Source organism: Coleofasciculus sp. H7-2, from assembly GCF_042747725.1.
Taxonomy (GTDB): Bacteria; Cyanobacteriota; Cyanobacteriia; order Cyanobacteriales; family FACHB-T130; genus FACHB-T130.
The window spans coordinates 201,634-227,249 of sequence record NZ_JBHZGO010000023.1 but is presented as its reverse complement, the minus strand read 5'-3'; the positions used below and the strand labels follow the sequence as shown (position 1 = coordinate 227,249).

General features: G+C 48.5%; 18 protein-coding genes and 1 other RNA gene. 10 read left to right on the top strand and 9 right to left on the bottom strand.

Translation table 11 applies throughout. The features are described 5' to 3' along the window. Positions 1–445: 445 nt before the first annotated feature. Positions 446–1,390, bottom strand: coding sequence for a vitamin K epoxide reductase family protein (locus ACFW2W_RS04880; protein WP_378174093.1), 945 nt, complete (start codon positions 1,388–1,390; stop codon positions 446–448). Positions 1,391–1,540: 150 nt separating this feature from the next. After that, positions 1,541–2,383: a photosystem I biogenesis protein BtpA gene (btpA, locus tag ACFW2W_RS04875; protein WP_378174057.1), complete on the bottom strand. Its 843-nt coding sequence runs from the start codon at positions 2,381–2,383 to the stop codon at positions 1,541–1,543. 339 nt (positions 2,384–2,722) lie between these two features. Between btpA and rimO the strand changes: the two genes are divergently transcribed. The 3 genes from rimO to thrC all read left to right on the top strand — a co-directional run bounded on the left by rimO (position 2,723) and on the right by thrC (position 6,908). Further along, positions 2,723–4,048: a 30S ribosomal protein S12 methylthiotransferase RimO gene (gene rimO / locus ACFW2W_RS04870; protein ID WP_378174055.1), complete on the top strand. Its 1,326-nt coding sequence runs from the start codon at positions 2,723–2,725 to the stop codon at positions 4,046–4,048. 128 nt (positions 4,049–4,176) lie between these two features. Further along, positions 4,177–5,610: a DEAD/DEAH box helicase gene (locus ACFW2W_RS04865; protein ID WP_378174052.1), complete on the top strand. Its 1,434-nt coding sequence runs from the start codon at positions 4,177–4,179 to the stop codon at positions 5,608–5,610. A gap of 185 nt (positions 5,611–5,795) precedes the next feature. Then, positions 5,796–6,908, top strand: coding sequence for a threonine synthase (gene thrC / locus ACFW2W_RS04860; protein WP_378174049.1), 1,113 nt, complete (start codon positions 5,796–5,798; stop codon positions 6,906–6,908). Positions 6,909–7,000: 92 nt separating this feature from the next. On the opposite strand, the gene ACFW2W_RS04855 is transcribed toward thrC, so the two are convergent. Then, complete coding sequence (locus ACFW2W_RS04855) at positions 7,001–7,582, bottom strand: hypothetical protein (protein WP_378174047.1); 582 nt, start codon at positions 7,580–7,582, stop codon at positions 7,001–7,003. A gap of 151 nt (positions 7,583–7,733) precedes the next feature. Here ACFW2W_RS04855 and ACFW2W_RS04850 point away from each other — a divergent pair, with 151 nt between their 5' ends. Next, positions 7,734–8,639 (top strand): YihY/virulence factor BrkB family protein, encoded by a 906-nt coding sequence (locus ACFW2W_RS04850; RefSeq protein WP_378174044.1) that lies wholly within the window; start codon positions 7,734–7,736, stop codon positions 8,637–8,639. 53 nt (positions 8,640–8,692) lie between these two features. Here ACFW2W_RS04850 and ACFW2W_RS04845 read toward each other — a convergent pair whose 3' ends face one another. The 4 genes from ACFW2W_RS04845 to ACFW2W_RS04830 form a co-directional block, all read right to left on the bottom strand. After that, positions 8,693–9,478: a hypothetical protein gene (locus ACFW2W_RS04845; RefSeq protein ID WP_378174041.1), complete on the bottom strand. Its 786-nt coding sequence runs from the start codon at positions 9,476–9,478 to the stop codon at positions 8,693–8,695. 435 nt (positions 9,479–9,913) lie between these two features. Beyond that, positions 9,914–10,304, bottom strand: a transfer-messenger RNA (tmRNA) gene (ssrA, locus tag ACFW2W_RS04840). A 180-nt stretch (positions 10,305–10,484) separates the two neighbouring features. Then, the gene (locus ACFW2W_RS04835; RefSeq protein WP_378174039.1) at positions 10,485–12,179 is read right to left on the bottom strand and encodes a serine/threonine protein kinase; all 1,695 of its coding nucleotides are present in this window, start codon (positions 12,177–12,179) and stop codon (positions 10,485–10,487) included. A gap of 67 nt (positions 12,180–12,246) precedes the next feature. Beyond that, entirely contained in the window at positions 12,247–14,397 is a 2,151-nt protein-coding gene (locus tag ACFW2W_RS04830) for a BamA/TamA family outer membrane protein (RefSeq protein ID WP_378174036.1), read from the bottom strand. Between the two features lie 224 nt (positions 14,398–14,621). Between ACFW2W_RS04830 and ACFW2W_RS04825 the strand changes: the two genes are divergently transcribed. Together ACFW2W_RS04825 and ACFW2W_RS04820 are read left to right on the top strand one after the other, a co-directional pair. Further along, positions 14,622–15,929 (top strand): lipid-A-disaccharide synthase-related protein, encoded by a 1,308-nt coding sequence (locus tag ACFW2W_RS04825; RefSeq protein ID WP_378174033.1) that lies wholly within the window; start codon positions 14,622–14,624, stop codon positions 15,927–15,929. Between the two features lie 245 nt (positions 15,930–16,174). After that, complete coding sequence (locus ACFW2W_RS04820; protein WP_378174030.1) at positions 16,175–16,597, top strand: hypothetical protein; 423 nt, start codon at positions 16,175–16,177, stop codon at positions 16,595–16,597. 91 nt (positions 16,598–16,688) lie between these two features. Here the strand turns inward: ACFW2W_RS04820 and ACFW2W_RS04815 are convergent, their stop codons facing one another. Together ACFW2W_RS04815 and ACFW2W_RS04810 are read right to left on the bottom strand one after the other, a co-directional pair. Beyond that, positions 16,689–17,414: a 2-phosphosulfolactate phosphatase family protein gene (locus ACFW2W_RS04815; RefSeq protein ID WP_378174090.1), complete on the bottom strand. Its 726-nt coding sequence runs from the start codon at positions 17,412–17,414 to the stop codon at positions 16,689–16,691. A 79-nt stretch (positions 17,415–17,493) separates the two neighbouring features. Further along, positions 17,494–17,988, bottom strand: a complete 495-nt coding sequence (locus ACFW2W_RS04810; RefSeq protein ID WP_378174028.1) for an acyl-CoA thioesterase — start codon at positions 17,986–17,988, stop codon at positions 17,494–17,496. 364 nt (positions 17,989–18,352) lie between these two features. Between ACFW2W_RS04810 and ACFW2W_RS04805 the strand changes: the two genes are divergently transcribed. Genes ACFW2W_RS04805 through ACFW2W_RS04790 form a run of 4 tightly spaced genes read left to right on the top strand, consistent with a single transcriptional unit; the run spans position 18,353 to position 25,376 of the window. After that, entirely contained in the window at positions 18,353–18,931 is a 579-nt protein-coding gene (locus ACFW2W_RS04805; protein WP_378174025.1) for a tetratricopeptide repeat protein, read from the top strand. A 2-nt stretch (positions 18,932–18,933) separates the two neighbouring features. Next, positions 18,934–19,689 carry a tetratricopeptide repeat protein gene (locus ACFW2W_RS04800; RefSeq protein WP_378174086.1) on the top strand — a complete coding sequence of 252 codons (756 nt, stop codon included), beginning with the start codon at positions 18,934–18,936 and terminating at the stop codon, positions 19,687–19,689. A gap of 30 nt (positions 19,690–19,719) precedes the next feature. Next, on the top strand, positions 19,720–23,178 hold the full coding sequence (locus ACFW2W_RS04795; RefSeq protein ID WP_378174022.1) for a CHAT domain-containing protein: 3,459 nt from the start codon (positions 19,720–19,722) through the stop codon (positions 23,176–23,178). A gap of 53 nt (positions 23,179–23,231) precedes the next feature. Further along, positions 23,232–25,376: a caspase family protein gene (locus tag ACFW2W_RS04790; protein WP_378174020.1), complete on the top strand. Its 2,145-nt coding sequence runs from the start codon at positions 23,232–23,234 to the stop codon at positions 25,374–25,376. Positions 25,377–25,616 lie beyond the last annotated feature (240 nt).

Here is a 25,616-nt window from a genome sequence, read left to right as displayed (position 1 = left end):
CGTCGTGCGTCAGGCAAACTGGAAAAGGCTTCCACAATGGCAAGCGTTCTCATAGCTCGATAAGAAAAATTCGTTGAGCTTTAGCTTACTGGATTTCACCCTCTCTGTCTAGAATGAAATAGCCCTGACACCATCGTGATACAACTTTCCTAAATATGTGTGGATGGCTCGGTAAAAACTTTAACTCTGTTCAATGGGAGACTTTCTCTGAATCAGAGTTGCTAATTGTCCTTTCTTCAATGCTAGGACAGCGGTGTTGTTGCTGTTTTGGCTATCAGTAAAGTGCAAAATAACAGGATGATGAAACGATACCTCACCATGCCAAATATTTTGCCGTTAAAGTATTCGGTTTTAATTTTAGCAAATGCCGAAAATGCCAAATACTTCTACGGCAAATATCTTTTTCCATTTTGAGTGACATCGCTATTTCCTAGGGCACCCAAATTTAAAGTCCTGGCAAGGAGTTCTGAAAGTTGCGAGGACCTGTATAACTCGATAAATCAGCCAGTTTCTCTAAAGATTTCACACCTGGCTCGATCAATTTACCGTTGACTTCCCAGCTGGGGTAGCTTTGAATCCCTGCCTTTTGGCAGATTTCTGCCTGCTTCTGTGGCTCTTTGGGATCGGCGCACTCAATGTAATTGATTTGGCTGAATGCCTCTTTACCAAACAATTGCTTTTGATCGTGGCAGTGAGAACACCAGAAAGCACCGTACATCTTAGCTCCTGCTTCTTTGAGATGTTTCGCTAGAGCAACTTCTGCAACGCTAGAGACGGTGGTAATGGGAAACGTTTGCGATCCGGTAGTGGCGGAACCACCACCGGAAGCGACGGGTGACTTCACAGTGGCATAGACGCCCAGAGTACTAATCAGCGCTACCATTCCCACGACGATGCCAGTAAAAAATAGTTGTCCCCAGTCCTCCCAAGCGCGACCGATCAAGGTCAGCACTAACAAGCTAAGGGAGAAGAAAGCGGAGGCAAGACAGTAGAGACAAACAGCTTTGATTTCAAATGCCAGTAAATACATCAAGTAGCCGCTGAAAACCGTCATAGCGGTGCCACCGGCAAATAATAGCATCCATGTCCAGTTGTCCAGTTGAGAGTGCAGGTCTTTCTTTTCAACTGGGTTCACTGCCATCGGAGCGAGGGCGAAAGCAACCATGCTGACATAAGCCAGCAAGCCAAACAAAGTTAAGGGAAGACCAAAGACGCTGGCGTAGGGGCTGGAGAGGACTTGATTGCAACCGCTGGTGGGGCAGGCAGCAGAGCCTCCTGCTAGCTTGACTACGGTTAGATAGCCTGTTACTAAGGCACCTAAAATAGCGATCGCCGCAATCAGCAGACGGGACCAGCGATGAATCCAGGGAGTAGAACGTCGGCGGCTCATGTCAAAACTGAGGTAGGAGGACACAGAAGTGAGAATCGAAAACTGAAGATGTGAAACTATCGCCAGTTAGAGGACTCAGTAAAAAATTTGGGGATGTTAGTTTTTTGGAGTTAATTAGAAAACTAACAACTAAAAACTAACAACTAACAACTAATAAGTGACCGAAGAAACTGGCTTGGGTTCCGCTTTGGCGGCAAAACTGCGTCGGGTTGCTTCCACAAATTGGCTGACCCGAATCGGATCGATGGGCTGCTCGATCCGCCCGTGGCGCTTGAGAGAGCTGGAAACAATCACGCCATCTGCGGCTTGCATCAGTGTAGAAATATTTTCCCAGTTGGCACCACTGCCGATAAATACGGGCGTCCCGTTGGCAGCGGCGGTTGCCAGTTCCAAGTCTTCCAGACTGGGAGGGCTACCCGTCGCCCAGCCACTTAAAATGACGCCATCTGCTAAACCCCGCTCAATCGTCTCTTGCACTGCTGTGGTTAGATTTGGGGAACCTAAGGGGCGACCGTGCTTGACTAAGACATCTGCCAAAATTTTTACATTGCTGCCCAATTCTCGACGGTAACGGAGCAATTGATGCGCCTCTCCCTCAATCAGCCCTTGGTCAGTTGCCATGACGCCGGTGAGGACGTTGACGCGGATAAACTGAGCGTGGACGCAGGATGCAATGGCGATCGCGCTATGAGCATCATTGCGTAATACATTAATGCCCACAGGTAACGTCACCAAATTCATCAGCCGCTGCACAATCAGTGTCATCGCACTAACGACCGCTGGATCTACCTGGTTTTTAGTAAAAGGGGCGTCGAAGAAATTTTCCACAATAATGCCGTTCACGCCGCCCGCTGCCAACGCTGTCGCTTCCTGCTCAGCTCGATCGATAACCGTTTTCAGGCTACCTCCCCAGCGGGGAGATGTCGGCAGCGGCAGAAGATGAACCACGCCAACGATGGGATTCGGTGTCTTGAAGATTTGATTTAAGTCCACTTGTCTACCTGAAAACACCGGCGAATTCTTGCTACACCTGTCGGTTATTCTCCTCCAAGCGGCAAAAATGGCAGTGAAATGAATCGCATCTCGGATGATGCCATTCTAGAATTTTATCTAGAATGGAGACCGGGGAAGATACCACTATCCAGTTCCCTACTCTGGTTGGTGAGTGGAAGATAGATTCTTTAACTGCTCATCTCCCATCTCCATACCCCATCCCGATCCTCCCAGTTTGAGACTCACGTCCCACTGGGCAGTACACTGCTGTGCCTAAAATAGGGTATAATATTTTGGCTTCAGCTTTTCACAGATTTTCTTTAGCCGTATCTAAACCGCATGGGCAATAAGCCAACAATTGCAATTTCTCACTTGGGCTGCGAAAAAAACCGTATTGATACCGAACATATGTTGGGTCTATTGGTACAAGCAGGGTACCAGGTAGACAGTAATGAAGAATTAGCAGAATATGTTATAGTTAATACATGTAGTTTTATTGAGGCTGCAAGGGCAGAGTCTGTCCGCACCTTAGTAGAACTGGCGGAAGCGAATAAAAAGATTGTAATCACAGGCTGCATGGCGCAGCACTTCCAGGAGCAGCTGCTGGATGAATTGCCAGAAGCGGTTGCCGTGGTGGGCACCGGCGATTATCACCAAATCGTCGATGTGGTTCAACGAGTGGAAGGCGGCGAACGGGTCAAGCAAGTTTCAGAGCTGCCGACCTACATAGCCGATGAAACAACGCCTCGCTACCGCACGACATCGGAAGGTGTCGCGTACCTACGGGTAGCGGAAGGATGTGATTACCGCTGTGCGTTCTGCATCATTCCCCATCTCCGGGGAAATCAGCGATCGCGCTCCATTGAATCCATCGTCGCCGAAGCCCACCAGCTAGCATCCGAAGGAGTCCAAGAGTTAATTCTCATCTCCCAGATCACCACCAACTACGGTCTGGATATTTACGGGAAACCGAAACTGGCGGAACTTCTACGGGAATTGGGAAAGGTTGACATTCCGTGGATTCGGATGCACTATGCCTATCCCACTGGCTTAACACCAGCTGTCATTGAAGCAATTCAGGAGACTCCTAACGTATTGCCTTATTTGGATTTGCCGTTACAGCACTCCCATCCGGAAATTCTCCGCGCCATGAACCGACCTTGGCAGGGACAGGTAAACGATCAAATTATTGAGCGGATTAAAACAGCCCTGCCTGATGCCGTGCTGCGAACCACGTTCATTGTCGGGTTCCCTGGCGAAACGGAAGAGCATTTTGCACACTTGCTACAGTTCGTCCAGCGCCATGAATTTGACCATGTAGGTGTGTTTACTTTTTCCCCAGAAGAAGGAACCCCTGCCTACACCTTGCCCAATCAACTGCCCCAAGAAGTCATGGATATCCGCAGGGATGCCTTGATGGAAGTTCAGCAGCCAATTTCCTTGAGAAAAAATCAAGCTTGTGTCGGCAAGATGGTTGATGTCTTGATTGAGCAAGAACATCCAGAGACTGGGGAACTAATCGGTCGATCTGCCCGATTTTCTCCGGAGGTAGACGGATTAGTCTACGTCCAAGGCGACGCCCCATTGGGGTCGATAGCATCGGTGGAAATTACAAGCACTGACATCTACGACCTGTATGGTCATGTCGCCAAGCCCGAAGCATGAAGAATGACAACTCAAGAATGAAGGCTGAAGAACCAAGGCAAATATTAATTCATACTTCAAACTTCATACTTAAAAACTTCATACTTCGCCATTTACAATTCTCGAACACTAACAACTAACAACAAATTATGACCCTTTCGTTCACAAGCCTAGGCCTTTCAGAAGCTCGCATTCAGCAACTAGAAAAACTAGGCTTTACTGCACCCACCCAAATTCAATCCCAAGCCATTCCTCATCTGTTGGCTGGTCGGGATGTGGTGGGACAATCCCAAACCGGAACCGGCAAAACAGCAGCTTTTTCGCTGCCGATTTTGGAACGGCTCGATATTAAAAATCCCGCAGTCCAATCGCTGATTTTGACGCCAACGCGAGAATTAGCTCAGCAAGTCGCTCTGGCAATTCGCAGCTTTAGCAGCGATCGCCGGTTGGGCGTGCTGACAGTATATGGCGGTCAAGCCATTGACCGGCAAATCCAGCGCCTAAGACAGGGCGTTCAGATCGTGGTCGGAACCCCAGGACGGGTGATTGATTTGCTCCAGCGGGGGGATCTCAAGCTCGATCAAGTCAACTGGTTGGTATTGGATGAAGCCGATGAAATGTTGAGCATGGGCTTTATTGACGATGTGGAAACTATCCTCAAGCAAGTCCCCGCCGAACGTCAGACGGCATTTTTCTCGGCGACAATGCCGCCAACCATTCAAAAATTGATTGCGAAGTTCCTGCGATCGCCGATGAACGTCTCCGTCGAGCAGCCCAAAGCCGCTCCCTCCCGGATTAACCAGTTGGTGTACATGGTGCCCCGTGGCTGGTCAAAATCTCGCGCCTTGCTGCCCATCCTAGAACTGGAAGATCCCGAATCTGCCTTAATCTTCGTGCGGACGCGCAAGACAGCCGCTGAACTGACCAACCAACTGCAAGCTGCCGGTCACAGTGTAGACGAGTACCACGGCGACCTCAATCAACAAGCGCGGGAACGGCTGCTGATGCGGTTCCGGCAACACCAGGTGCGCTGGGTAGTCGCCACAGATATTGCGGCGCGGGGTTTAGACGTTGACCACCTGAGCCATGTGATCAACTATGATCTGCCCGATAGTGTGGAAAGCTACATCCACCGGATCGGTCGCACGGGTCGCGCTGGTAACGCAGGAACAGCCATTTCCCTGATTCATCCAATGGATCGACGGAAGTTGGTGCTAATTGAGCGCAAAGTCCGACAAACCCTGAAAATTGTCCAAATTCCCACACGGGCGGAGATTGAAGGGCGGCGTCTGGAAAAACTGCAAGCTCAAGTACGCGAAGTATTGAGCGGAGAGCGTATGGCTTCGTTCTTGCCCGTCGTGGCGCAACTGAGCGAAGAATACGACGCCCACGCGATCGCAGCAGCAGCACTGCAAATGGTGTACGACCAAACTCGTCCCTCTTGGATGTCAAGCGAACAAGAAATGCCAATGGACGATCGTGGAATGTCTAGCAAGCCAAGGCTGATCAAGCGTTCCAACCCAGAAGCTAAAAGCGAGAACATAGAAGTCAGAAGGCAGAAGCCCGAAGAAATCCGCAATTAAGTAGCGTAGGTAGCGAAAATTTCTCCTAGCTTCTGTTTAAAGAGAGAGAATAAGTGACAGGGGTGAACTTCTCCCCGTCCCCCTCTCCATTTTGAAAAGAGTGGGTTTAGTTCAAGGGTCAGTTTCTAAAGACAGGCTCTGGATCAAACCCACTCCTACAATCCCCTTTCCCCTCTCTGACTCCTGTGGCTTTAACTGTATCTGCTGCGAATTCCCCTGCCCTAAACAACCCTGTTGGACGGCAGTCCTGGCCTGGACTGATTCAGGCATACCGGCAATATCTGCCGGTGACGGACACAACGCCGGTCGTGACGCTGCTTGAGGGCAATACCCCGCTGATCCCGGTTCCCGCGATCGCTCAGATTGTGGGTAAACAGGTGCGCGTGTTGGTGAAGTACGACGGTCTCAATCCCACTGGTAGTTTCAAAGACCGGGGGATGACGATGGCGATTTCTAAGGCAAAGGAAGCGGGTGCCAAAGCCGTCATTTGTGCCAGTACCGGCAACACTTCAGCCTCTGCCGCTGCCTATGCCCGTCGGAGCGGAATGCGGGCGTTTGTACTGATTCCCGATGGCTACGTGGCGCTAGGCAAGTTAGCTCAGGCGTTACTGTATGGGGCCGAAGTTTTGGCAATTAAGGGAAATTTTGACCGGGCGCTAGAAATCGTGCGGGAGATGGCCCAAAGTTACCCCGTGACGCTGGTGAACTCGGTAAATCCCTATCGATTGGAAGGACAAAAAACTGCTGCTTTTGAAGTGGTAGAAGCGTTAGGGAATGCTCCAGATTGGCTGTGCATCCCCGTAGGTAATGCCGGAAATATTACAGCATACTGGATGGGATTTTGTCAATACCATCAGGAAGGGAAATGCGATCGCTTACCCCGAATGATGGGATTTCAAGCGGCTGGTGCATCTCCTCTGGTTACGGGTCAGGCGGTGGCTCATCCAGAAACCCTGGCAACCGCCATTCGCATCGGCAACCCCGTTAACTGGGAACGCGCGATCGCCACTCAACAAGCCAGCATGGGTCAGTTCAACGCGGTGACAGACGCCGAAATTCTAGAAGCCTATCGTCTCTTGGCATCCGAAGAAGGTATTTTCTGCGAACCGGCTAGTGCGGCTTCCGTTGCTGGGTTGCTGAAAGTAAAAGATCAAGTGCCCGCAGGCGCTACCGTGGTGTGCGTCCTGACCGGGAATGGTTTAAAAGACCCAGATACGGCAATTAAACACAGCGAAAATTCGTTTAAACAGGGAATTGAGCCAGATTTAGCGACCGTGGCTCAGGTGATGGGATTTTGAGCAGTTAGGCTCGGTTTCATCGCTTATTTCTGGCTTGTGCGCTCCCTCCAAACCTCCCTGATGAAGGCGGCAAGGAGGAAACTGCACGCGCTTTAAGCTTTTTGTCCGGGATTGCGCCCCTCCTCTTCTCCAGAAGACGGAGGGGTTTGTTTGTTGTTTTTGCTAGCTTGAGTACTAACCCCTACCCACTGACCGCGAGGAGCCGACTGACCTGAATTTGCCGCTGGTTGGCGGGTTATGCGCTCTCGGCTAAGCCGATCGAGGGTATCCCCAATCGCCGTAGTTAAACTTCTGCGGGTTTGTGCATGATTGGTCTGCTCAGATTTTAAAGCCTGGGCAAGGCGATCGCGCTCGACCATCGCCTCGGTCAGTTTCGCTTTCAAATCCTCCAGATTTTCTAGTTGTTCTACTTCGGCACGAATCGCCTCCACAGCACCCGGATCGTCCTCTGTGGGTTGCGGTGAACTCTGGAGTTGCCGTAGTTGGCTTTTGAGCTTTTCAATCTGTTGTTGAGCTAGCTTTGCCTCAGTTCGGCGTTGCTGCGCTTCTGTGGTGTACAGTTGACGCCAGTTTGCCGCACTTTCCAAAGCCGCATCGCGATCGCGCTCTAACTCTGCTAGCTGCTGTTTCAGCGTCTTAATTTCAGCCAACCACTGCGCTACCTCGTGGGTCATCAAAAACGACTCCTCATCGGTTACAACGATCAATTTTTAACAAAATTTGCCTGTTTGTAATAGACACTATCGATAGTTTGACAAAACCCCTGTAACCTTAGTAGTTGATTTGGCACAGTATAGAAAACGTTGTATACGGAATCAAACAATAATGCGCTCGTTCTTAGCCCATGCCGCTCTTAGAGGCTCCTCAATCCGTTTTTTCCGTTTCTTTCGACATCTCAGCTGGGCAACCTTAAAGAAAACCTTCCAGCGCGTAGGCCAACGGCGGTTAACCGGGCTTTCGGCAGAAATGGCCTACAACGCCATGTTAGCTTTGTTTCCAGCCATTTTGGCAATCTTGACGGCAATCGGTCTGTTTCAATCTTCATCAAACACTTTTGAAGGATTGGCTAAGCAATTGAGTGAAATTGCCCCCCAAGAAGCTCTTTTCCTCATTGAAGGTTTTGCCCACGAAATCAGTCAATCGCAAAATCAAGGGCTGTTTTCCCTCAGCTTCGTTGCTGCTATTTGGGCTTCTTCTGGGGCGTTGAGTGCTGCCATGACCGCCCTCGATCAAATCCATCAGATTCCTCCAGAACAAACACGACCCTTTTGGAAAGCCAAGTTAATTTCTATCGGTCTGACGATTGGCACCATTGTGCTACTGATCATTGCTTCCTTTTTAGTGTTTATTAGCGACCTGATTGTGAAGCTATTAATCAGCCAAAGTGGATTATTAGAATTGTTGAGTATTTGGCGGCTTTTTAGCTGGCCTTTGGCATTAGGCATCGTCGCCTCAGCCTTTGCCTTCATCTATCGCTATGGTCCCAGTCGCTGGGTTACTGGAACTCCCATTATGCCAGGAGCAATTTTGGCGGCGGTCTCCTGGGCTATCATATCAGGTTTATTTCGGCTTTACGTCTCTAACTTTGGTAATTACAACAAAGCCTATGGTGCAGTGGGTGCCGTTATTGTTTTAATGCTATGGCTGTATATGAGTTCTCTGGTACTCCTGATTGGCGATCAGTTAAACGTTACGGTGGGAGAGTCTATGCAGCACCACAGCAAGGCGTAATTAGCGTCTTTAGAGACATCGGCACCAGAATCAAAAGCTGGGTAAATCAAGATTTAAACTTTTTCTGTGTACTTCATTGAGGGAACCTCCGGTGTTTCCTCCTCAATGCGGATTTGCACTTCTTTGATATATGAACTCATGTAGGACATCAGCGCATAAATGAACAGAACCACACCTACCATCTCCAAGCATTCTTCCAGGTTCGACATCAGCATATATACGATTGCCTGTATTGTCTGCTTGCTTGAGGTGGCTCCCCAAATTAAACGACTATAGTTAGATACGTAAAATCCACTCACTATCTCCATGCCAATCGAGCCTCCAACAAAGACACCTCCGGCAATCAGAAATAAACGCCGTGTCTTTGCGGGAAGATGGGCGAGAAATTTTAAAAAGAATAGTAAGACAAGAACTACAAAAGCGATGCCGAAAAGTACCCAAGTATAGTATAAAAATCCGGTAGCTTTGAATGAATCTCGAAGTGGCTCAATCGTCTTTTCATGGAAACTCAGCCATTCGTCCGCCGATAAAAGTAGAAAAAGAATCGACAGAGCGCCCCAGTGGAACGCATAGCGATCGCTTTCCGTTTTCTTAGCGTAGGTAATAATCGCTAGCAAAATTGAACAAAGTAATAACAGCGATGCTGAAAACAACGCCGGAAAATTTTTCTCGCGATCGACGTTGAATAGCTCTACTAATTTATTCAACCATAAGAGCTTATAGCCTTGCTGGTACAGGAAGTGCCTAGTTAACTGACTGGCAAGGCTGGCAAAAATGAAACCCAGCACTGCGAAGCTCAGAAATTTCCTGGCTTTCTTTGGAGAGATGAAAAACTGCATTTTGAAACCTCTCTTAAAAAATTTAAGGTCGGTAAAACGGAGGATTGAAAAATCTCCCCTCATTTTTAGAGTGCTATTTGAGTGCTAATTGCGATTAAAAAGCAGGAAGTAGGTGCGATTTCTCCGCTGGCGATCGCTATATCCAGCACAACGGACACGAGGTGGCGCTCGTGTTTTTGTAGAAGCCCCGCGTTGGAATGATTAACAATAAGTTAATGATAGATTAAGCAAGATTTAACGAAGTGTCAAGTCAAAGTCTGTTGAGATTTCTGCCAAAGTATGGACACTGGCACCCAAAAGTGTTGCTAGGTTTGCTTTTCAGGAAAGTTTGGCTCTGAACTATTAATAATTAAAATAATAATTAAAACTAAGCTCTATCAAAAGCAAAAACCACCTTGTACTTTTGGGTAGAAGGTGGTTTGAGAAAGTAATTAGAAGTGGAGCCTACGGGAATCGAACCCGTGTCCAAATTGGGTATTAACCTATCGCTCATTCACAGGTTTAGCCTATCTAATCCTCAAGGCGGGAACCATCCATTATCCCGGATGACAGGATTCTCTGATGAGGTCTTAGCTAGCAAATCTACCAGAGACAACTTGCTATCGCATCCGTTGGGGTTGTTCTGTAGCCCTTAACGGAGTCAGACTACAGACGCTCAGAAACCTATGAGAGGTTTTTAGGCAACTACAGCTGCCTGACGAGCGAATGCTACGATGTTATTTTTCGCAGTTACTTTTTTTTGAGTCCAGTATTAACGAGAGAAGACTCACTCTCGACCTGAATCACGGGGCAGCGTTCGCCAACCTGTCGAAACCATTAAGGCCCCCTGTCTTACATATCCTATTATAGTTATTTGTTGAAGCAGTGACTGGATTTAGGAAAGTTTCCAGAGAGATTTTTGGGGTGTAATAGCCGAACGATTAAGTTCGGTTTAATAGCGGTTGGCATCTCAAATTGAGAGGGAAAGGCGATCGCTGTCAACTGCAAACGTCGATCCAAGCAGTAGCTAATTATCCTTCTGCTTGTCCAGCTTGTTCTGCTTGTCTGGTTTAGACTTCTTTTCCGATTCCGGTTGGGGTTGAGTTTCTGGTTTTGTAATCGGCACGATAACTGAACTCGGCGGTGCGGAAGTCTCTGGTGCAGAAGATGAGGGTGCAGGATTAGTCGGCTTGCGATCGCTGCGAGGGAATGGCGGAGTCACCTCCGAAGCGGGGGGAGGCTGCGGACTGGCAGCCGGGGATGGTGGCGGCTGTTGGGAAGCGGGAGAAGGTTGTGGATTGCCAGCAGCAGGTGGAGTTTGTTCGGATGTAGGAACCGGCTGTTTTTGCTCCCGACGTTCTATGTTTGCCTGTCCGGCGTTATTGTTCGTCTCACCACGGGATTGCGGCTTGTTCGAGTTCGAGGATTTCGATGAAGTGTTTGAGGCAGGAACATCGCGGTTAAGGCGCTGCTGCTGGGATTTTCTGCGGAAGGATTTTTGAACTTCAACGGGTTTCCGTTCAGACTCAGCAGGAGTGCTATTGACTTTCTCTACGGGTTCGGGAGTGACGATTTGCGCCTCTTGCGGCTGATTTTGCGGCTGAGAAACCGGGGCAACAGGGGAGGCGTCGGGCGGTTGAGGCTGACGCCAGATAGAACTCAACGCGATCGCTAAACCCGATGCTAGAGCGACTCCTGTAGCAATGAAAAGACTGCGGGCACTTCGGAAGGAGGAAGGACGGGATTGATGGTTTCTGGCTTCTGGTAGGGGCGAAGCGATCGCGTCCCCATCTCTTGAACCCGAATTTTTTCCCGCCAATGCTTCTCCTCTAGGCGGTGAGGGGAGGATAACTGGGACAGTTGCCGCCGTATGAGTTGGCGGCGTTGTTCCGGCAATGGAACCTTCAAACTGAAGATCGGGCAACAGAGACAGCCACTCATCTACACTGCCAGGTCGATATTGAGCATCAACAGCCATCCCGCGCATCACCGCCTGATTTACCGCCGGACTTAGGTAGGGTTTCAAGTCGCGGAGTGCTGGCATCGGTTGCCTGTCTCTCAGTACCGCAGGCGTCGGTACTGTCGCCGTCAACAGCGCGTAAAGTGTGGCGGCTAACCCATAAACATCCGTCGCTGGGGTGCGCTTGGCTTGGGGTAGGTACTGCTCAATAGGGGCATAACCTTCAGAAACAATACTTGTGTGAGTTTGGGTTGAGTCTGGCGTAAACTCCCGCGCAATCCCAAAGTCAATCAGCACCACCTCTTGAGTTCCTTGGCGCAGAATAATATTCTGGGGCTTGATATCCCGATGCAGCAGATTATTTTGATGCACCACTTTGACTGCTGCCCCAATCTGCTGCATGAAGTGGATGGCAGCTGACTCTGGCAGAGGCTTGTCCGGAAACACAACCTCTTGCAAAGTTTGACCGGCGATATAGTCCATCACCAGGTAGGGCAACCCTGCTTCCAAAAAGAAATCGTTAACCCGAACAATATTGGGATGGACGCACAACGCCAAACGTCTTGCTTCATCCTGAAACTGACGCCCAAATCGAGCAAAGTCAGGATGCCGACACAGGGAATCGTTGAGCGTTTTAATCACTACGGGTTGACCCAAGTAGTGGTGGGTGGCTTGAAAGGTAACGCCAAAACCACCCCGTCCCAGTTCTCGATCGAGAGTGTATTTGCCACCCTGCAAAGTTTTGCCAACTAGCGTGTCCATGCAATCACCAAGAATCAAGGATGAGCTAATTTGAACTCATTTTAAATTTCTCCTTCGCCTGCCGATGTTAGAACCTTTGACCGATGCCGAATTGGAGTCGGCTTTCACCGTGGTCGTTGATGCCAAAGTCAGCCCTGAGCAAGCCAATCGGGGACTGGACGCGCACACCGGCTCCATAGCCAAAGCCAGTTCCTTGTTTGCCGCGCACGGTTCCAGGTTCTCCCGGCACCGTATCGCCAGAGCCTAAGTCGGAGCCAAAGTCAGCGAATAAAACGCCACCTACCGGCTTAAAAACTGGGAAGCGATACTCGGCAGAGGCTAACACATAGCTGCGACCGCTGGCAACATCACCACTTCCGTAACCCCTTACAGAATTGATGCCGCCAAGATTAAAGGCTTCATAGGGCGGGAGATTGCCGATGGTTGTGCCTCCCTGCACGTTAAAGGCTAATACATCTGGAGTTTCACCGTTCGTTAAATTAAAGGGGACGTACTGGCTGTAGTTTGCCTGAACCCGGTTCATCAAAATACTGCCGTTCCCAACTGGAATCGATTGTTCCGTGCTGAGACTGACGACTGAGCCTTTCGTGGGGTTAATCGGATTGTCTCGTTTGTCTTGAGCGATACCAGCAGACAAGGAAACTTTGTCGTCAATACCGCTTTGGCTATAAGAAAGGCGATTTCCTAATTCATCTACGGGTGAGAGATTGCCTTTGCTATCGCGGATGCTGGTGCGGGCGTAGTTCACTCCTACCGATGCCTGCACATCCCCCACAGGTTTCGTGAAGGTGACGCCGCCGCCAAACTGCCCTTCCCGAACTTTGTCCCCATTCGGCAGCTTGACATCTTCATTAAAGGTTTCGGAAAGTTGCCGCTGTCGAAATGCCTCGATATTATATCCAGGGCGGTCTGGATTGCTGGCGCGATAGGGACTGGTAACATTCCCATTAAACTGCAAGTCGCTGCGGCTTGCTTGCACATTCAAACCCACCTGCTGGTTAATGCCGCCAAAATTCTGGTCTTTATAATTAATGCTGCCGAAGATGCCGCTGTTCTCGCTGTAACCACCACCGACGTTGACGGCGCGGGAAGTGCGTTCGGTAAGGTCGTAGCTAACGTCAACTTTTCGAGAATCGCCATTCAGAGAAACGTCCGCGTTGTCAAACAGCCCTAACTGATACAGTCGTTGCAAGTCTGTCCGTGCCGCATCGACCCGGAAGGGTTGACCGGGCTTCAGTTTTAACTCCTGACGGATGAAATTTTCTTGGGTGCGTCCTTTGGTTGGCTTGCCCTCCGTGTCTAAAAAGCGGATTTTCACATCCCCAACGGTGCCCTCAGCGACTTCAATGGTTATTACGCCGTCGCGGCTGGGTTGCACGGCTAGCACTTGTGCTACTACATAACCATTTTGCTTGTACCACTGGTTGAGTTGTTCGGCACTTTGGTTGAGGGCATTGGGGCTAATTTTTGCCCCTAGTTGGGATTTGAAAATGTCGTTGGCAACCGCTGGGGTCAGGACTTGGGCACCTGAAAGTTTGAGCGATCGCACGACGAGGGGTTTCACCTCGAAGATTGTCCTCAGTCCACTTGGCTCGGTATAAGTGGTTACGTTGGCATCAGTAAATAACCCGGTCGCTAAAATCGCCGTCACATCCTTTTGCAGCTGGCTTTGACTGGTATCTCCACCCGGACGAGTTTTAATCGTTTGACGGACAATTTGCTGCAACTCTGGTGTCGCTCCCGCTACCTCTATATCTGTTGCTGTTACTACCAAATCTGGTGAATTGATAGAGCCAGCAGGCGTTTTTTGGGGAATGCGAGTCGTCTGAGTAAATTGAGGCAGTGTCCGCGTTTCCGGTGCAGCAATGGCTCCCACGGAACGGATCGTGGCACGATTAACTGGAACTACTACCTGGGTATTAACTGGTTTTTGAGCTGGGGCGGTTGGCTGGCGCGTACCAGAATTAACCGGGACAACGACCTCAGCATCTGCTATTTTTTGAGTTGTGGCTGTTGAGGAGCGCACATCCGAAGTGACTGGGACAACCACAACTTCTTCAGTGTCTGGTGTCTGGGTCACAGAGGGAGAAGTTGTACTGGCGCTAGCAAGGAAACCGAGATCGCTTGCAGCCAAAACCGCTAAGGTACAAATAGCAACAGAAGGAACGCGCATTACAGAAAACCACACAGAGAGAGGAGGAGGAGAGGGAGATTGCATACAGATATCCAGCGAAATGGTATAAGACGGTAGCTAGTGTAAAATCGCTAATTGCTTATCGCTTACGAGGTTTTGTTAAATTTGACACTCGTTATTGCCGTCTGGTTCCATTCGTCGATTTTGAATTTGGAAATTTCCCCCTGGCTTCTCTGGAGCAAGGAAGGTTGGATTTTGGATTGGCGATGGAGAAACAATCAAAAATCTAAAATCTGTGGAGGTCTGGGATGAGGATACTGTGCCTCAGCAATGGTCATGGGGAGGACATTATTGCCGTCCGGATTTTACAAGAACTTCGGCAACATTCTCATTCTTTGGAACTAGCAGCCTTGCCATTGGTGGGTGATGGGCGAGCTTACGCTGAGTTAGATATCCCCATCATTGGCCCTGTGCAGACGATGCCCTCCGGTGGCTTTATCTATATGGATGGGCGTCAGCTGGTGCGAGATGTACAGGGCGGTTTACTACAGCTCACCCTAGCTCAGCACCGCGCGATCAGAAAGTGGGCGTCCCCAGGCAGAACCAAGGAGCGAGGTAGAGGGGTAATCCTGGCGGTGGGGGATATTGTCCCGCTGTTGTTTGCCTGGTTAAGCGGCGTTCCCTATGCTTTTGTGGGTACGGCTAAATCAGAATATTATTTGCGAGATGAAGCGGGGCCATTGCCACGCCGCGACCAACGAGGGCGCTGGGAAGGTTGGTCTGGGTCTGTTTACTTGCCTTGGGAACGTTGGCTGATGAGTCGGCGGCGTTGTAAGGCGGTGTTTCCCAGAGATGGACTGACAACTCAGATGTTACAGAAGTGGTCTATCCCGGCGTTTGATTTAGGGAACCCGATGATGGATGGTCTGGAACCACCCAGACCTAGGGCAATATTTTATTCGTCAAATGCTGAACAGGAAGAGATGAGGCGATCGCTAATTGTGACTCTTCTCCCCGGTTCTAGACCTCCAGAAGCTTACGCCAATTGGCAGCAAATTATGCAAGCTTGTGTGGGGTTAATGCAGGCGTTTGCACCCCGATCCGTCCTATTTCTGGGAGCGATCGCACTTGGGTTAAATTTAGACCCTTTGCGCCAAACTCTTGAAGCTCACGGTTGGCGAGAATCTAATGCACCGGCAGAAAGTACCTCACCGATTTCTGACCCAGAAGCACTGACTTTTACTAAAGAAAATGGCACTCTGATTCTGACTCAGCACGCTTATAACGATTGTTTAAATCAAGCAGATTTAGCGATCGCAATGGCTGGTACGGCAACCGAACAGTTTGTCGGATTGGGGAAACCTGCGATCGCGATTCCAGGCGTTGGCCCTCAGTTTACGCCCGCCTTTGCCGAAGCTCAATCTCGCCTGCTGGGACTATCCCTGATTTTGGTAGATCAACCAGCTAAAGTTGCCGGTGTTGTGCAATATTTATTACGCGATCCCGACCGGCTGCAACTGATTGTTGAAAATGGACGCCGCCGCATGGGAGAAGCAGGAGCCGCCGATCGGATTGCCGCTTGTGTGATGGAGCGCTTGTTGGGTTTTTACTTTTGAATTTAGGCTCAACTCATTGCTAATTGCCATCGGCAGTAGGGGAGCAAATTTGTTCCTCCCCTACTCTGATGGCGTAGCATTGTTGAAAGGAACGATTGCCCAATCCGTTTATTTAATTGAGTTGATGTCCAAACTATAATAGAGAATAGAGGATGAGGTTCTGTGAGAGTAGATTGCTTGACTTTAGCAAATAAATTTTAGGTTTGGGTTTCGCCCAGCTATTGATTAGAGAGGGATCAAAATCCATGTACAAGATAGGTGTATTGGATGATGATGAGAATTGGTGCTTGATCGTAGAGCGTTTTTTACGAAAAGATTTTGAAGTCCATATTTATAAAACAGTCTTTACATTTTTACAAGAAATAGAAGGTTACGATTTACTGATTATAGATTTTTCTCTTCCACCGGCTCCTTATGAAAAAGGTATGGATGGTTGCGAGATCATCAATCATATAAAAAATAATTTAATAAATCCTCCTTTATTAGTTTTAGCAACCGGATTTATTAGTGCCAACCAGTTAGAATTCGGTAGGGAAATTTGCCCAGAGGCGGATGCTTTTTTAGCTAAAGATGCAGGATTAGATACAATTTTGAATGAAATCAAACGACTGCTGGAGTCTAAAGATCGTGATGCATCCGATCGGGCGAACGCAAATCCACCCAGTTAGATGCTTCATGACTCTAAGCAACGCTAAATTTCCCGTTCGTATTAGCTTTATAAACTGCATTCTACCGGCGGGGAAAAGTGAAAAAGCGTGCTTAGATATTCTTGACCAACACTCCGAGTTCTCGCTGGATCGGCAGCACATCTAAAATATCGGTTTGAGAGCAATATTTCAGGTCTTCTTGACAGTCGAGGCGTAACAGCCGTTGACCGTGACTGGCGTTGTAAAACAGCTCTAGTAAATTATTCTGCCACTGCTGGTAAAGAGCGATCGCGGCAAATCCTTCATCATTACCTAATTCTAGCGACCCTTTTTCTTGTAAAGAGTGAGCGATCGCACCTGCACACACCGTATCCTCCAGGGAAAAACTGCCTTCCCAACCCGATCCCAGCAGCCAAACCGTCTCTGGCTGCTTGCTGAGAACGTACTCCACCACCGCTTGACGATTCACCAGCGCTGCTGCCAGAACCGCTGGAGCATTCTGCACGCGCTGTAGGGCGCGAGTGCCATTCGTGGTACTGATAAACAACCGCCGTCCCTGTACGCGCTCTGGAGTACAATCCAGGGGAGAATTGCCCAAATCGCAGCCAGACACTTTAGCACCACCGCGTTCTCCGGCACGCAACCGGAGATCGGCTTGCCACTGTTCGCTGACTTGCATCAAGGTTTCCATATCGCTGAAGACTTGGACAGCCTCAGCACCCGCATTCAGTGCGGTGGCGATAGTGGTAGTGGCGCGGAGTACATCGATCGCGATCGCGCACTCAGGTACGCTGTCGGAGGGCGTAAGTTCGGGCGTGTGGTAGACAAATAACTTCACAATTAAAGCTTTACCTGCAATCAAAACTATTGATTTAACATTTTAGGTAGCATTAGGTAGGAAAGCCTACCAATTTAGATTAAACTGCCGAAAGTCGTGCCAACGCATCCTTCATCGTGGGTGGTAACTGGCGCATAATCTTACCCTTCTCTCGATCTACTACCACTAACGTGACTTTGGCAGTGACGTACAACTCTTGTCCATCGGCAGATTGAATCTGATAATCCCAATTGATGCGGACGCCCTCGGTATCTGCCATGCGCGTCTTCAGCACAGCACTCATTCCCATCCGCAGGGGGCGGTGGTAGCGCACCGAAAGATCCACAACCGGCATATCGCATCCCAAGGCGACTAAATCTGCAAATTCGATGCCAATTGAGCGCAGGCATTCCACCCGCGCTTCCTCCATCCAGGCAATATATGAGCCATGCCAGACAATACCTGCATAGTCAGTATGGTGAGGTTGCGCTTTGACTGGGTATTCAAACCAGTTCTCCGTCGTAGCTGTTAGAGATACGCTTTCAATCGCGCCCGTAGGTGGCAGTGATGGCGAGGTTTGTGGTTCTTCTGACACGTTGCCTATCGTCCTCAGTACACCTAGAGGATTGTACCTCTAGACTGAGCGCGATCGCCTCCTGAGATCGTCAGATAACTCTTCTCCCTGATACCCATCAACAGCGACAGCCAGCCTGTACGCGATCAACCCGTTTCAACGAGTTGCGAGCTTTTAGCCCAAACTTTCGTTTAGGGCTTTAGTTCAGTGCGATTCGTCCGTAACGAGCGATCGCAAGCGTGGATCTCTTCCAGTAGCATAGAAATTTTACTGTCGCCAACCGTGATTTCCTCAGAAAGCATCTGGTTTTTGCCGATTCCCTACTGATGAAATTACCAATTTCTAAGCCAGCCATCTGCTAAACCGCTTGTGGAGGAGTCGTCCCATGCATCGTCGCGTCTATCACCTCAGCCTTGTCACTATCACCCTGCTTCTCTCCCTTCACCCTTCATCCTCCATCCTTCATCTTTTAGAAAGCGCTTTAGCACAGGCACCAACGTCTCAAGACCGGAAAACCGAAGCAGATCGACTTTTTCAACAAGGAGTACACCAATATCGCCACGGGCAATACCGAAAGGCAGTCGCTACCTATCAACGAGTGCTGGAGATACGCCAACAACTGAATGATAAAGCCGGAATTGCCCAAACCCTCAACAACATAAGCGAGGTTTACCTCGGTTTATCGCAACCTGACAAAGCCGAAGAAGTTTTGCCGCAAGCATTGACTATTCGTCAGGAACTCAAAGACCGCGCTGGAGAGGGAGAAACCCTGGATAACCTTAGCTCAGTTTACAACCGCAAAAACCAATATGACAAAGCCTTGAAAATTTTACAGCAAGCCTTAGCAATTCGTCTGGAAGTAAAAGACCGTGCTGGGGAAGCTAAGACACTCAGAAAGATAGGGGCGAACTACGCTGATTTAAAACAATATCCTAAAGCCTTAGAAACCTTAAACAAGCCCTAGCGATTCAGCAAGAAATCGGAGATAAATTTCAAGCCGGATTTACCCTGTCTGTAATAGCATCAACTTACTCCGATTTACAAGACTATCCCCGTGCCTTGGAATGGTACGAGAAAGCCTTAACCGCCCACCGAGAGGTAGGCAACCGCGCCTTGGAAGGCGTTACGCTACTGCAAATCGGGTTTGTTTATGTCTCCCAACATAAATATGACCAGGCTTTGGAAACTCGCCAGCAAGCACTACCTATATTTCGAGAATTAGGGTTGCGGTGGCACGAGTCCTTAGCGCTGTCGCAGATAGGCAACACTTACATCCTCAAAGACGACAAAGAACGTGCTGTGGAGTTTCTCCAACAATCATTGGCAGTTCAACGCGAAATTAATGACAGCACGTCCCAACTGCAAACCCTGGGGCTGATAATGCTGCTTGATGATTCTAAAGCACGTAATCTCTCCACAAAAGGATTACATTCTCAAGCCAGAACACAAGCAACCCGCGTGATTAAGTTAGCGCAGGAAGTTTTGACTTTTGCAAGAGAAGAGAAAAATCCTGAATGGGAAGCAGAGGCTTTGTCTAATTTGGGAAGTGCTTACCGAATTTTATATGACAACGACAAAGCAATCGAATTCTTGCAACAAGCAGTGAACATTGCTCGCCAAATTAAGGCATTACAGGCAGAATCAAATGCTTTGTCTGCTCTTGGCGTCATTTACTCTTTTCAAGGAGATGATCACAAAGTTATTGAGTTAAATAAGCGATGATTAGAAATTGCACGAGAACAAAAGGATACAGTGGGAGAAGTAAGTGGTTTAAACGGTCTTGGTAGCACCTATTATGTTTTAAGAAAAATTCAGAAAGGGATTGAATTATTCCAGCAAGCCTTAGCAAAGTCGCAAGAAATAAATTTTTATGAATTAGCTCCAATTCGACAAAAGGGTGCTTTGCAATTGCAGTCTAATGCACTAGCCGGGTTGAGTTTAGGTTATAGGAATCTAGGGGAATATGACACAGCCATTGAGTTTGCCAAGCAACGCTTAACATACGTGCAAACCCTCAACAAACCAGATTGGAAGGCAGAGGCGGTACTGAGTTTAGGCGAACTATACACAGATTTGCGGGATTTCCCCAAAGCTATTGAATCAACTCAGCAAGCCTTAACCATTGCACGGCAAATTAAAGACTCCAAACTAGAGACACAGGCGTTGCAACAACTGAGTCAAGCTTACACGAAACAGGGCAACCATCCCCAGGCGCTAGAGTCAGCAAACCAAGCATTGCAAATTGCCAAGCGTCTGGAAAACACCGATATAGAGCAGCGTATTTTGGATGAATTCAACGATATTTACAATAACCAAGGGAACTATCAAAAAGCGCTAGAATTTGCCCAACAACGCTTGATGCTGCTGCGACAAACTAACAAGGGTTCCTATGAAAACTCAGCTTTGTATAGTTTAAGCCGCAGTTTTCTTGCTTTGGGAGACACCCAAAAAGCAATTGAGGTAGCTAGCCAAGTTCTAGAAAACGCCCAACAACAACAAAATCCGGGTTGGGAACTGCAAGCTTTAGCAACGCTAGGGGAAGCATACACCTCTCAAGGAGAATTTGACCAAGCAATTGATGCAGGGCAAAAAAGTTTAGCTATTGCCCAAAAAATTAAAGACTTTCGCGGCGAAGCTTGGGCGGCTAGTGTATTAAGTCAGGCTTATCAAAAGCAGGGAGACTATCAAAAAGTAATTGCCGTCGCTGAACCCGGTTTGGTATCTGCACGCAAATACAAAAGGCGCGAACAGGAAGCAGAGTTGCTGATGAATTTGGGTGATGCTTACCAAGTTTTGGGAGAATACAGCAAAGGTAAGGAATTCATCGAACAAAGTTTGGCAATAGCACGAGAATTAAAAAATCCCGCTTTGGAATCAATGGCATTAGCTTATCTAGGTAATCTTTACAACAATAGCAACGAATTCCAAAAATCCCTAGAGTTGAATCAAAAAAGTTTAAAAATCGCTGACGAAATCAAAAGTCCTCCTGCCCAAGCTATCCCCCAATTTGAATTAGGCGATGTCTATTATAGCCTGGGAGATTACCCAAAAAGCCGCGACTATTACCAACAAGCACTTGCCACCATGCGGCAACTGAAAAACCGCCAAGGCGAAGGGGTGGCTTTATTGAATATCGCTTCTACCTACTTTGTCCGACGAGAACCACAAAAAACTGTAGAATTTGCTCAACAGGCGTTAGCAATTTTCCAAGAAATTAAAGTACCTGGATTAGAAGCGTTTGCCAATAAAATGCTGAGTACTGGTTACGGTGAGTTGGGCAATGATGCCACAGCAATGGAAACAGCTCAAACCTTTTTGGATTTTACTCGAAAAACCCAAAATTCCATTTGGGAAAAGCAAGCACTTACTCTTATTGGAAGTCTACATCGCAAATTCGGACGCAAAGAGCAAGCCATCGCCGCCTATCAACAAGCCTTAGCTATTACAACAGATAACCAAGTTACGGGTGGTGATGCTTACATATACGCCGGGTTAGCTCGCATTTACCGCGATTTAAATCAGCCTAACATTGCCATTGGCTACTACAAGCAATCCGTTAATAAAATCGAGGAAGTACGGCGCAATATCCAAGGTTTACCCCCAGAGTTACAGAAATCATTCTTGGAAGCTATCGTCGATTTTGACCGAGTTAAAATATCTGATATCTATCGCCAGTTAGCAGCCTTATTGCTCTCCCAAGGACGAGACAAAGAAGCACTGCAAGTACAACAACTGATGAGAGAACAGGAAATTCGAGAAGCTATTAGTCCTAGAGGTAATACGGGTGATAAGCCAAACATTCCACTCACTCCAACAGAGACAAAGATTCCTCCTCAAAGTGAGTCTATAATTGCCTTGGCAAGAGAAATTAATGAGTGTGAAAGCACTAAATGTAGTCAACTTAAAGAGCTTACGACTCGCCGCACCTCTCTGATCGTTGAATTTGACCAACAATTGCAAAAAATTGACCAAGAAATTCGCGCTAACCGTGCCAAAGATGACGCTTTCTTTGACCCTAACAAACTGGCAAAAGCTCAAGAAATTGTCGAAGCACAACCAGGCACGGTGATGATTTATCCCTTGGTGCTAGAAAATGAACTGTGGTTACAGCTATATGCCCAAGGGGGTGCGGTCAAAACCGTTAAAGTTAACGTCACAAGAGATGAATTAGGAAATGCAGTCAAAGAGTTTCGCGATTTAATGAATGAGTGCGAGAAGGTTGCTAATTGCGGTTCTGCTGAAGCTACCAAAGTGCAAGCAGTTAGCCTAAAACTTTATAACTGGCTAATGAAAGACTTAGAGGCGGAACTTCAAAATAAGAATAGCCAGGTGAAAAACTTAGTCTTTGCCCTCGATAGGGTGACGCGCTACATTCCCATGAGCGCCCTTTATGACGGGAAACAATATCTGATTGAAAAATACACAATCTACAATGTATTGACAGAAGATACGGACACCCGCGATAAACTACCTGTAGGTACTCAAAATAGCCCTGTTTTGGCAATGGGATTATCTGATGCTGTCCCTGGTTTCAGTCCTCTACCAAATGTGCCTGCCGAAATCGATGCCATTGTGCGTCAGGACACCAAAAATAATCATGGAATTTATCCAGGTCAAAAGTTCCTGAACCGCGCCTTTGACTTCGCAACCCTGCAAGACAATCTCAAAGGTTATAAAATTTTACACCTAGCGACTCATGGTGTATTTGTTCCTGATAGCGCCGATAAATCCTACATTCTTTTAGGAACCGGCGAACAACTCACTATTCCCCAGATAAAAACCTTAACCGGGTTAAGCAACATTCATTTGGTAGTGCTGTCAGCTTGCCAAACCGCCTTGGCTGGTCCTCGTCAAGACGGTATAGAAATTGCTAGTATGGCTTACCACTTCTTGAACCGGGGGGCAAAGGCGGTGATGGCTTCTCTGTGGCTCGTGGACGATGGCAGTACCAGTCTATTGATGCAACAATTTTACAAAAATTTAGCCAACAGCACCTCTGAAAAGCCGATGACCAAAGCCGAAGCGTTGCGCCAAGCTCAACTCAATCTGTTACAAGGTAATGTCTCAACAGCAGCCAATACCGAGCCTCGCGGTGGCATTCTTGTCGAACAAATACCTGACTCTCGACCGCCGATAACCCCTAGCAATGGCTCAGAATTTTCTCACCCCTATTATTGGGCACCCTTCATTTTGATTGGAAATGGACTTTAAAGAGTTTTGAGTTTTGAGTTAAGACAGTAACACCAATCTAGTTAAAAGTGATTATGCCTCACATTAAGCGCCGTCAGTTTTTGCAGTTTGCCGGATCTACTTTGGCAACGCTGGGTTTGAGCCAGCTGGATATTATGCAGCAAGGCGATCGCTTTGCTCGTGCGATCGCTCAAGGGACGCCTCGGAAGCTTGCCTTGCTGGTGGGGATTAATGCCTATCCAACAGCACCGTTGCGAGGATGCATCACCGATGTCGATTTGCAGCAGCAACTGCTGATTCACCGATTTGGCTTTCACCCGAAAGACATTCTGATCGTGACCGATCAACAAGCGACTCGCAAAGGCATTTTGGACGCCTTTGAAGAACACCTAATTAAACAAGCGAAGTCCGGGGATGTCGTGGTGTTTCACTACTCCGGGCACGGTTCTCAGGTCGCTGACCCCGACTGCGACTTCAAAGACCCGACAGGGAAGTGTCTCAATAGTACCTTTGTGCCCATCGATAGTTCGCTCCCTACCGGATTTCCCGGTGAAAGAGGCGTTGTAGAAGACATCATGGGGCACACTTTATTTTTACTGATGGACGCCCTGAAGACAGAGAACGTCACTGCGGTGCTAGATAGCTGTCACTCAGGTGGCGGCAAAAGGGGGAATTTAGTCGTGCGATCGCGTGATGGTGGCGCTCAACTTCAACCAGTTCCCGCCGAAATAGAATATCAGCAGCAATGGCTAAAGCGCCTGAATCTCTCACCCGCTGAATTTGTGCGCCGCCGCCGCGAGGGTGTCGCCAAAGGGGTCGTCATTGCCTCAGCCAAGCGCGACCAGTTTGCCGCTGACACCCCCTTCAGCGACTTTTATGCCGGTGCCTTTACTTATTTAATGACTCAATATCTGTGGCAACAAACCGGCAGCGAATCTTTCGCCAGCGCCCTCCCCAATATTGGTCGTAACATCACACGAATGTCATCTCGTCAAGATCCAGAATTTGAGGCGAAACCAGGCAGCAGTAATCTCAAGCAACCCATTTACTTTATTGGTCAACAAACGCCTCCAGCGGAAGCTGTAATCACTAAAGTAGAGGGCAACCAAGCTCAATTATGGCTGGGGGGACTCAACCCCCAAAGTCTCGTAGCCTTCGATCAAGATGCCATCCTGACCGTAGTAGACTCCCAAGGGCGCGAACAAGGAGTCGTGCAGTTAGAATCTCGTCAAGGCTTAATCGGACGCGGCAAATTGTTAAATACTGCCAAACCCGGATCGCTGTTGCAGGAACGCACTCGCGGAATTCCCAGTGATGTAACTTTAAAAATTGGTCTTGACCCCTCTTTAGGCAACGACACCGCGCCAGCGAAACAAGCTTTACAAGCGATCAAGCGCCTTGAAGCTCTACCTTTACAACAGCAAGAGGTGCAATACATCTTTGGAAGGATGAACAGTGGCGGCAGTTTAGGTTTATTTTCTCCAGCGATGGAGCCGATTCCTGGCTCCTTTGGTGCTGCCGGTGAAACCGTAGCCGATGCTGTCAATCGCCTGCAAGCCAAACTGAAGTCCTTACTCGCAGCCAGGATTGTCAAACTCACTCTGAATACCAATTCATCGCGCCTAAAGGTCACTGCTTCGATGAATCGAGCCGGTCAAAATGAAATTCTTGCCAGCGCCTTCACCGTTCGTGGTATCGGTCAAGGGACTTCTTCCAATAATCCTTCGCAGAATCTTCCCTCGGATGATCGCAAGTTACCGCTCGGAACGTCGGTGCAGTTCCAGATTACCAACAATGAGCCGCGCGACCTCTATTTCAGCGTCCTAGTAATTGACCCAACTGGAGAAATATCAGCGATCTTTCCGAATCAATGGACGGCGACCGATGATGTTACGCAGGTGAGGGCTGGGCAGACACTACAAATTCCTGGGGCTAACGATCAATTTAACCTCATCACCCAAGAACCCAAAGGAGTCGCAGAAGTCCTGATTGTTGCCAGTAGCACGCCCCTGCGAAAAGCCCTGCAAGCACTGCGAAACCTGGCACCACGGGATAAAAGAGGCCCCGTATCTCTTTCGGAGCCAACTCAAGTGGTCGGCGATTTGCTCGATGACCTCGCGGAAGGCACGCGCGGCACCTCTGGAACCTCACCCCAAGGCGTGAGCAACGTGGATACAACTCAGATGGCGGCGATGTCGATTACCTTTGAAGTTATTTGACCGTTCCGGCGATAACAGAAGGCAGTATCTTGAGAACCGATCCACTTGGGGTGTGGAGGTTGAGTGCTTCAGTCCTGAAAATACTGCTAAAGACGGAAATCTACTATTTAAACTAGCCCCATCGCAGAGACCGTGATACCTTTAGAAATAATGTAAATATCCTGCAATAATTGGGAGCAACCAAAAACGTCTTGCTTCGATACTGCTGTAGACAACTCGATATCCATAAAGGTCGAGTGC